General features: G+C 64.9%; 3 protein-coding genes. All 3 read right to left on the bottom strand.

Annotation, left to right across the window (positions count from 1 at the left end; genetic code table 11):
• Positions 1-755: 755 nt before the first annotated feature.
• A complete protein-coding gene (locus tag OG711_RS22035) occupies positions 756-4,163 on the bottom strand; it encodes a Swt1 family HEPN domain-containing protein (RefSeq protein WP_329560153.1) in 3,408 nt (1,135 codons plus the stop codon).
• On the bottom strand, positions 4,163-7,018 hold the full coding sequence (locus OG711_RS22030; protein ID WP_329560152.1) for a DUF1156 domain-containing protein: 2,856 nt from the start codon (positions 7,016-7,018) through the stop codon (positions 4,163-4,165). Before OG711_RS22030 ends, OG711_RS22035 begins: the two co-directional genes overlap by 1 nt.
• Positions 7,019-7,097: 79 nt before the next feature.
• Positions 7,098-10,568, bottom strand: coding sequence for a helicase-related protein (locus OG711_RS22025; RefSeq protein WP_329560151.1), 3,471 nt, complete (start codon positions 10,566-10,568; stop codon positions 7,098-7,100).
• Positions 10,569-10,590 lie beyond the last annotated feature (22 nt).

Raw genomic sequence — 10,590 nt, 5'->3', positions numbered from 1 at the left:
GGGCCGCTCGGCATCGGGGCGGCAGGCATGTCGAAGCTTTCGGAACTTCAGGCAGCGGCGCAGCCCACTGACCCATACCTCGACGCTCGCATCCGATAGACCGCCCAGCCGCGATCATCGCCGGAGTCGAAGCGGAGGTGAGGCCTGTCGGGACCAGACAGTCCCGACGCCACCGACCCTCACATCGACGATGACCCCTTCCCACCCGAGGGCCCAGGGGAAGCGAAAACGCTGATCGAGTGTCATGCACGCCTGTCCACCGGTTGCCCACCGAGACCCGTTGCGTATGCCTGACCCATCCTTCCCAGATAGACAAAAGTCCAGTTCAGAGGCCCAGGTCGACTATAAGGTCACGGAAAGCAAGCCTGGACCCACGCATTGCGATTCATATTCTGCGATTGTCTGATCGGCCCGGATTCCAGGGTCAACGAAAGCGAAAAACCCCAGGTCACGGCGAGTGAGTCCTGGGGTCCTTCAGAGCCGCCTTCGGGATTCGAACCCGAGACCTACGCATTACGAGGGCCTGCAAGATCATCCTGGGTGGTGCTGAGCGGTGCCGCAGAATCCCGTTTCCCCAGATCAGAGGCGTCCGACCGTGATCACCATGACGCCGGGTCCACCCTAGTGCCACCCAGTCCGCTCACGCAGCGCTCACGCAGAAGGCCGAAGACCAGACTGTCGTGCCCTCCTCCGCGCTGGGTGGGGCGGTGCCTCATCCGGAGCGGAGGGACTCTGCTGCATCGGGGTGCAGGTGCTCAGCTTTCCTCGAAGCCGCTGTCCTCGAACTTCAGCTGGACGGCGTTCTCGCGGACGGTTCGTACCTGTTGCTCGGTGAAACCGTCGGCGGTGGTGGCGGTGATCTCGATGCGGACCTCGAGCCGGACGCCTTCGGCGGCTTCAAGGTGTGCGAGGACTTCCTGCTGAATGTTGGCGAAGTCGGCGGCAGGTCGGTTGGGGTTGAGGGTCTTGACGCCCCAGAACCTCTGCGGGGCCTTCTTGGCCGTCGGCGTCGAAGGCTGTGAGGCGGTACCCGGCAGCGGAGTGACGACGCTGGGCTGCGGGGTGCTGTCTTCGCTGGTGGTGGCGCCTTCTGCTGGGATCTCCGGCTCAGCCGGCGGGGCGGCGACGACCCGTGCACGCTGGGCGACCGCTCGTGCCGGCTGGACGAGGAGCATGTCGTCGGTGACGAACCCGGGCTCGGGCTTGTCACCGTGGATCCACAGGTTCTGGTACGCGTCGGTGGCCTCGTCGTAGCCATCGGCTAGGGCGAAGGCATCCTGCTGCCACAGGAGCACGTCGGCGGCGCTGAGTACGGCCTGCTCAAGCACCTGCCGGTTGGGCAGGCGCTTCAGGTACGGGTACTGGGTGTACCAGGACCAAAGGTCACCGAACCGCACGTGCCCCTTACTCCAGGCGTTGGCCAGTGCGCCTTCGAGAGCCATTCGCACGAGCGTGGCCCCAAGCACTGGGGTAATCCACCCCTTGGCCTTGAGCGCCGCAGTGACGCGCTCGGCCAGGGAACCTCCATCCTTGGCGACACGGGTGAAGGAGATGGTCGGCTTCTGACCGGGCAGCTCGGTCGGAATCAGCGCTGCGGTAAAGGCGGCACGGACACGGTCGTCAACAGCCGCGTCCAACTGGCGGGCACGGGTGATGGACTGCTTGCGCTGCTGGGCGCTGAGCTCGAGCTCGTCGGCCTCGTCGGCGATGGACCGCCAGGCCCGATACTCGCGTACTACGCCGTCGAGCTCGGGGTAGGTTTCGCGATCGGCGGCGACCATGACCAGCATGTTGCGCCGCTGTCGCTGCCCGTTACCGGCCTCCCGCAGGAGACGCTCGGCAAAGTCCGTGGCGGTGGAGGCGTCCTTGCCCCAGGTGAACTTCGGGTGCATGACCACGAGCTTGAGAACCTCGGAATCGGGGATGTCCCCGGTGTCGAGAGGCGCAGCATGCACGGCACCGAAGGAAGCCTTGAGGGCCTTCCCCGCAGCCTTGAGGCGTTCGACGATCGTGGCGTGCACGTCGGCCTCGCTGTAGCCGGCGGCCCTGTCGGCTGCCACTCGGGAGACCGACGCCGCGAGGTCGTACCAGGAGCGGTCGCCGTCTTCGTAGAAGTACGTGGCACGCTGCCCCAGCAGTGCACGGGCATCACCGATGTGGTTAAGGACGTCGCCGGGTACCGCAGCGCCCAGGCGGAGTTGCTGGATGTCCACGCCCTTGTGCGCCGAGCGCAGCGTCGGGACGGTCGCGATGAACACCGACCGGGCGACACGCCTGGTGAGCGCTCGCTGTCCGAATGACGGGCGCTCACGGTCGATCTGAACCGGTGTGGCGCCCTCGCCGTCGACGTCCTTGTCCACGACGGGCTTCCAGTTGTCGTCGAGATACTTGGTGATCTCGCTGAAGACCTGGGTGTCGTGGACGGGCACCGCGCCGGGTGTGATGAGCGGCGTGGTGTCATTGGCGGCCCACAACGAGTTGATAACCACGCTCATAAGACGCAGCACACCGCGGGTGCGCTGGAACTTCGGCAGCGTCGACCAGTCTTCGTAGAGCCGGTCGAACAACTCCGGGTGGATCGGGTACGCCGCCCGGATGCGCTGCTCGTACTCACCGGTAGTTGTCTCACGCGGGAAGAATCCGGTGTTGTCCTGGTAGTACTTCACGTACTGCTTGGCCACCGCGGAGATGTCTGCCAGGGCCACGGCATCGGGTTCTTCGAACAGGCGCCGACGCACGATCTCGAAGGACTCGATGTTGTTGGCCGGCCGCCAGTCATCGGCGTTGCGACCGATGGTGTGTTGCAGGGTCTCCAGAGCGACGTGCCCGTTGGGGCCACCCACCTCCAGCGCCGAGCCGCCTCCTCCGTTGTCAAGGGAGTCGGAGGCAGGGATGGAGACCACGAGCATGACACCCGGGATGGACTTGGCCATCTCGGTCAGGTGCTGAGCAAAGGTGTGCTGCGTGGCGAAGGATCCGCCGGGGAGGTCGTCGCGTCCCACGAGCTGGCGGGCGTAAGCCACCCACTCGTCGATCAGGATCAGCACGCTCTTGCCGCCGGCGACGACGTCGCGCACGACGGCGTCCAGCGCGTCGCCGGGATCAGTGCCGGTCGCATCCGCCATCGCGACGCGGTCGAACGCCTTGCGGTCTCCGAGCTGCCAGGCCAGCTCCCCCCAGATCGTGCGCACCTGCGTGCCGTCGTCCTTGACGATCGGCTGGCTCGGGGAGAGCTTTGTGCCCACCAACGTGACCCGCTTCACGTCCAGCGACCTCAGTGGGTCGCCTTCGGCCGTGGGCTGGGCAGCATGCACGACATCCTGCACGGCCTGAGACAGCGCGCTCGTAGCCAGGCCCTCGGAGAACAGATGGTAGAGAGCCAGCATCGAGTGCGTCTTGCCGCCACCGAACTGAGTCTGCAGATTTATCACTGGGCTCGCCCCGGCATCCCCAGAGAGACGCTTGAACGCACGGGTAAGCAGGTCGGACAGACCACTGGTGAGATAGGTACGAGAGAAGAACTCAGCCGGGTTCAGATACTCCGGCGCCGCGGTGTGGCCATGGGCCACCGCATACAGGTCGGCAGCAAACTCCGCGGCGGAGAACTGCCCACGGATCACGTCGGCGTGCGGCCGGATGACCTCGCGCCACGGCTTGATCGTCGTACCAGCCTGCACGCCGGCGACCTTGACCGCCTGCGCCTCACGCATTAGCCGGTTGCGGGTCTGCTTCTCGAACACCTCCCGCTGGTGCTCCATGCGCATCTTCGCGACCACATCGGCCTCGTCCCCGGCACCGATCACCATCAGGAGACGTTCGATCGTGTCCAGCGCACGGTAGGTGTCATCTGAGGAGAACTTCTGCCCATGGTGAGCCGCGTTCGCCGTCTCCCGCAGCTCAGAGGCCAACGCGGACTGCGGGCGCGAGAGGTCCTTCTCGAAGACCTTCCATCTCTCCGTCACGATGCGCAGCAGAAACCGCACGTCATCCCGCGAGTACGTCTTGGCCGTGCCGAACTTCGCCACGTCCTCAGCGGCGATCAGCTCCATCCAGTCCTTGCCGGTCGGAGCCTGCGCGGACATACGCATGTCGACCCACGGCCGCATGCCCTCAAGCAGCTGGTCGAAGCTGCGCAGTACCTTCTCATTGTTCGTCAGCGCCATCAGATCTCCTCCCCAAAGAGCATCTCGGCCACAGCGGCCGGGCGGATCGTGGTCGACGTCGCGGAGACATCGGCCCACGCGCCACCGAGCCCATTGAACAGGCCGGCGGTCGAGGAGTCCTGAGACTCCATCAGCTCATACAGGCGGGTGGCCAGGCGGTTGACCTCGTCCATGTCCACCCTCCCCTTCACCTCGGCCATAAGCCTGGCCGCCTCTTCGCGCCCCTCGGTCGCGTACGCGCGCGCCAGGTGGCAGGTGACCTCCCACAGTGACAGCCGGTCGTCGTGCGCCGGATTCCACCGAGGGTCGAGGTCCTGAGGCTTGATCAGCGCGACCTTGCCAGCGCCGGAGGTGAGGGTTCCGCCGCGGGCGATGCCGTCGACAGACAGGCCCAGCGGCACGGCCAGCGACTCGGCGTCACCGTAGGGGCGAGTGTCCCAGCCGTAGGAACGGAACCAATCCAGGCAGAACCGGGTGTCGGCGTCCAGTTCGGCGTCATGCTCGTTCTGCAAGGAGTCGAAAGTCTGGTTGATCAGCGCCAGCGCGGTCTTCACCGGCATCGTGGAGCCGTCGTCCTCCAGCACCCGGGAGAAGCGCGAGAAGACTGCCATGCCGGGACCGAGGATCGTCTGCCGCAGGTCCGCCGGGGCGATCGCACCCTCGCGAATTTTGGGAAGGGCAGCTTCCAGCTCGTCATGTAGAGCACTAAGGAAACCGGCGCGATCAGTCGCAGACGCTTCCCTCTCTCGGGGCCTCAAAGCCAGCACAATAGATGAAGCGAGCGCGTTCATGCCGACGGACATCATGCGGTTTGGAAGTTCGGATCTCACGGGCCAAGTTGCAGTGATGGTCCAACCGGAGCGAATCATGCCGTCTAGGAACGTAGACCACCCCGTGCTCGCAACTCCCTCTTTTTCTAGTTCCGCCTGCTTAAAGGCGTAGAAGACGGAGATAGGGTATTCGCGAGATGCCGACTCTCGCGCACGCGAGAAGACATGCTCGAATCCCTTCTCGAAGAATTCCTCTGCTTCCTCTTTCCCTCCATGCCGGTACGGATTGGCTACGAGTTCCTCCGCCTTGGGAACGAGCATCGTCCCAAAAAGGCCTGGATGAACACTTCGGAGAGACCGTCGGAGCCAGACGTAGAAGAAGTCGGAAAGGTCCGAGTATCCGATGTTGTCGTAATATGGAGGGTCGGTCGAGATAAGGAGGTTTTCAAACGTGCGACTAGCGGCATCCGCCTGCCGTGCTGCCCCGACGACTCGCGCGTCAGGCATGCCGTCAAGAACCTCGGCTTCGGAGGCGAGTACGGCAGTGAATCCGCCGCCATATTCTTCGAGCGGGGGCGCTTCGGCGAAGTCCCAAGTCATCGGGATTGCCTGGCGCTGGAACGACCCACGAAGCCGATTCATTCGAGCTTCCCAAGTACACATGGTGTTATTACGCGCGGCAAGCTTACTGACGGCAAATGCGAGATAAGTGGCTACCGCATCCGCATAGGCTTCCGCACCCGTTCCGCCATCGACTAGAGAGACCCCGCGGCTGAGCCCAGACGCAACACCGTCGGAGATAACCCTCTCTCGGGCTTCACGGATGAGATCACTAAATGTGGCAAGCGCGACAAGTTGTCGATTGGTGAAAAGATCTACAAAATCCGTCATTCCGTAGATCGGAGCCTTAATGTCGCGTGGATAGTGCCCCAACTCTCCATGCGGAATACCATCAGGACGCTCCACGCTTGCCGCGCCAATATGAACATCATCGGGCTGGACGTAGATACGGCGGCGATCCTTCTCGGCGACTATAGCAACCAGTTGCTGGCCAATTCGCTTTGCGCGCCCCTCGGAACGAATATACTTGAGTTCAACAGCACTGCCACATCCTACGCAGTGTGCACCCTTACGGCCAACCGTTCCACCGTCCGTGTTCTCGGGGGCAATCGCAGGGTCATGTTCGATTCTGAAATCGACACGTCGACCTCCGGGCGAGATGTGATCTTCGGTCAAAACAGGGACGGCATACGCCTCCTTGCCTTTCTTTTTACCGAGCCACCATGAACCCGCCAATGGCATCCGAATTGCGCACGCGGGGTTCGGGCAAATGACGGTACGTGCCCAAATCCATGCGATCGCGGTGGCCTTTGCCGATCGCCCCGTTGGTTGCCCGGCGGGCCCGACTACAGGAATGGTTGCCTGTGGGTATAGGTGGCCAATTCGTTCCTGGGCGCGGTCGCGCATCCACGCACCGTAGCGGCGGACGTCCTCCGCCAGGCCCGAGGAGCGTGGCCAAGGCCCCATGCGGCTCGCCGCAGCCCCCTGGAAGACGGGCGGTTGCCCCGCGAACTTCGGTGGGATCTCGATGAGGGCCTTGTTGATCAGCACGGGCACCGGGTTGAGGTCGCTGGCGTGAGCTTCCAGGCCCAGGCGCTGCGCTTCCAGCGGGATCGTTCCGCCGCCGGCGAACGGGTCCAGGATTGCCGGCGGGTTCCCTCCCGTGCTCTTGAGGATCTCCTCGCGGGCTTCTCGGTACAGGCCCTCGTCGTTGATGTTCTCCCAGACCACCAGCCGTCGGATGATCCCGTGTAGGCGCTCGCGCTCCTTCTTCTGCTCCTCCTCTGTGGGGAACAGCTCGGGATGCGAAGACGGGTCGTCGACGAGCTGGGAGAACAGTACTGCCCGCGCCGCCGCCAAGGGGCGACGGGCCCACCACAGGTGCAGCGTGGACGGATGTCCGTGTCGGATCGACTTCTCTCGTGCCGACTCGGCGTTGATGTCCTCCAGCGGGAGGGAGACCTCGATGAGCTTGCGTCGAGGGACAGAACCTGACGGCGTTCCGGGCTGCACTGCGGTGTCCACCTGTTCACTTTAGATTCTGAGGCGCTCGAATCGTGCCTCGGGGGGCAGTCGACTGATGAAAGCGTGTGGATCTTCTGCGTCAGCGTGGCTCTACACCGCGCTCCCATTCGGCTTTCCACTTGCGGCGAAGATCGTCGACGTACTTGTCCAAGACCAGGTCAGCGAAGGGGTTGAGCACGTAGCGGATCCGGTCGTTCGAACCGTCAGGGGTATCAGGGTCGACAGCGACCAGGGCGAGCCGGTAGTCGGGCTCGGCGTTCTTGGCATAGCCGACCTCGCTGGTGGTGACGGTGAAGTTGTCAGCGCCCAGAACTCGCCCTTTGACCTCGATGAAGACCAGGTGGCCGTCAGGCTTGAGGGAACGGATGTCGAAGCCCTTGTTGGAGTGCGCCATCTCCTCAGGGTCCCGGCCCAGCCGACGCTCGGCGGCCAGAACCGCGTCGACGGCGCGACGCTCGGTGACGGTGGTGTCCAGAGCGAAGCTGCCAGGTGTCGGCTGTTCGCCGTCGGCTCGCGGGATGACCGTAGCGGGCAGGACGAGCGCTGCACTGATGATCTGCGGCGGGTGCACGTTGACCTGGGTTTCGAGGTCGAGTTCGCCTTGACGGTGATCGAGCCGGGCCTCCAGCGATCGGGCGCGGTCACGTGCGGTGGCCGGCGAGATGCGGATCTTCTTGCCGGCCGCTTGCGCCTCGGCGAGCTTGATCGACTCGCCGTCCCAGTAGTTCATCTGCGCCAGCAGCCGCTGACGTACAAGTTTGCGTGTGCGCTCGACGGCCGGGACGACGCGAGCGGCGACGTCGGCGCGATGCTCGGGGAGACCGTGCTGGATCGCCCAGGTCTGGGCGATCTTCTCCACGCCTTCGGCTAGCCAGGCCGTGGACAGCTCGGAGTTGATGGCAAGGGCCAGCGCGGTGTGCTGCTCGAGGTTCAGACCTGCCGGCAGGGACAGGTCGAGGTACGGGGCGGCGCCTGCCGGCTGTGCGGTTCCGTCTGGCAGCACGGAGACGTACTCGAACCTCTTACTGATCGCGGTGCCGCGTCCGTCCGAGAGCTCTTCCAGGAGGGCGAACACGAGCTGGGGGGTGGTGATGGTCCGGTCGAGGAAGGTGGCTCCGCGGGTCAGGGCGTCGCCGTACCTGTTCAGGATCTCGGCGATGATCGCGTCCATCAGCGGATGACCGGGCGCTACGAGCTCGGCGTCCGGTCGGCCGGGTATCACCACGGCCGAGGGCTCGAAGGTGATGCGTGCGTAGCGCGGACTGACTGTACGCCGACCTTCGCGCAGGGCAGCGGGCACTTGGGTCAGCTCGAACCGGTCCTTCTCCCTCTTGGACGCCCGCCCGCCCAAAGCACGCAGGGACTCCATGACGAATGCCTGCACGAAGTGGGGCTGCATACGCCGGGCGCGGGCCTCGTCCATCTTTCGACGCAGTTCGGCCAGCTCTTCCAGCCCGATGTCCGGGGTGGCCAGGGCACGTTCCTTGATCATCTCTTGCAGCCCGTCGGCCACAGAGTTGTCGATGACCCGGTCCAGGTGGGCCCGGACCTCGGGCTGCTCGCCGTAGCGGATGGCTCGCATGAGCAGGTCGCGCAGCGGCTCGTCCGCGAAGGCGTTCTCCCCCAAGACGTCGAAGACCTTGCCGCCGTAGGCACGGCGCTGCTGCTCGATCTTGGTCAGCAGGCGCTGGAAGACCTGACCTTCTCTGGTCTGGGAGGCCACGAGGTTCCACAGTCGGCAGACCTCGCGCTGGCCGATGCGGTGAATACGCCCGAAGCGCTGCTCGATCCGGTTGGGGTTCCAGGGGAGGTCGTAGTTGACCATCAGATGCGCGGCCTGAAGGTTCAGTCCTTCGCCGGCTGCATCGGTGGCGATCAGGACGTGGCAGCGCGGGTCGTTGGAGAACTTGGTGCGGATCTCCCGACGCGCCTGTCGCGCGGTGCCGCCGTGGATCGTGCGCACGGCATCCCCATCGCCGCCCAGCAGGGTGGTAATGCGGCCTGCGAGGTAGTCGAGGGTGTCGCGGTGCTCGGTGAAGATGATGATCTTGCGCGGCGTGTGGTGGGCGCCGCTCAGGCCATCCTCGCGGGCCTTGAGGACGAGGGACCGCAACTCCTGCCACTTGCGGTCCTCACCCGAAGCACGCACCTGCTGGGCGATCTCCTCCAGACGTGCCAGGACCGCGAGCTCGGCGTCCAGCTCGGCTGCGGTGCGCGCGGCGGTAGCGGCGTCCAGGACCTCGCTCTCCAGCTGCTCCAGCTCGGCGGCTCCCAGCTCGTCGGAGTCGAAGTCCTCAGGATCGAACGACAAAGTCTCGGGCGGGGGAACGAACGGGCCCGCCAGCGTCTGCTCACGGTGGGTGCGCAGCCGGGCGATGCGGCGCCGGATCGACCGGTAGATTGCCTCGGGACTGGATGCGAGACGTCGCTGCATGACCGTGAGGGCGAAGCCGACCGTGCGCCGCTTGCCGTCGGCCTGCTCGGCCCTGTTCATCTCCGTGCGTACGTACTCGGTGACCTCTTCGTACAGGAGCATCTCCTGCGGGGAGAGGGTGTACTCGACGGTCTCAGCCACGCGCTCAGGGAAGAGCGGCTTACCCTCGAAGGTGAGCAGGTCCTCCTTGATCATCCGGCGCATCAGTCCGGTGGTGTCGGTGGAATGCACGCCCTGGCGGTACTGGCCGTCGTACCTGTCGGGGTCCAGCAGGGCGAGGAAGGTCTGGAAGTTGGCTTCCGACCCGGAATGCGGTGTCGCGGTCATGAGCAGGAAGTGCCGGGTGATCTTGCCGAGCAGCTGGCCCAGTTCGTAGCGGCGCGTGCGCTTGAGTTCGTTTCCGAACCAGGAGGCGCTCATGCGGTGGGCCTCGTCCACGACGATGAGGTCCCATTCCGACTCGGCAAGTATGGACTGCCACTCCTCGTTGCGGGCTAGCTGGTCCATGCGCGCGATCAGCATCGGGTTGTGCCGGAACGGGTCGCCGTCACGGTCAGCCTCAGCAAGGTCGCGTGTCAAGATCGTCATCTCGATCCCGAACTTCTCCGCGAGTTCGGCCTGCCACTGCTCGACCAGCCCGCCAGGAGCGACGATCAGACAACGCTGCACGTCGCCGCGCAGCAGCAGCTCCTTGAGGTACAGGCCGGCCATGATCGTCTTACCGGCGCCCGGATCGTCCGCGAGCAGGAAGCGCAGGGAGCCGGACTGGGCCAGCATGGACCCGTAGACGGCTCGGATCTGGTGGGGCAGTGGGTCGATGTCACTGGTCTCCACCGCCAGCATCGGGTCTGACAGGCCCGCGTGCCTCATGCGCAGCGCCTCGGCTGCCAGACGGAACTGTTTAGGGTCGGCATCGAACGACCACCGCGACTTCGGTGCCGCTGGTTGCAGCGAAGCAATGTCGCTAGGGAAAAGCACGTGGTCAGACAGGTGGCCGTGATCGTACCGAAATGTTACTTGCAAGGCGTGACCGATCGGTGCGACAGCCACGATGGTGACCGCCTCTGAGGTCAGGCCCGTCAGGCGAATGCCCGGTCGGACTTCATCGGCGCGCATAGGCTCCTTCTCTGTATCTTGC

Origin of the sequence: Streptomyces uncialis, assembly GCF_036250755.1 — a bacterium.
GTDB lineage: Bacteria > Actinomycetota > Actinomycetes > Streptomycetales > Streptomycetaceae > Streptomyces > Streptomyces uncialis.
The sequence above is the reverse complement of the archived record's forward strand: the minus strand, read 5'-3'. Positions and strand labels throughout refer to the sequence as shown.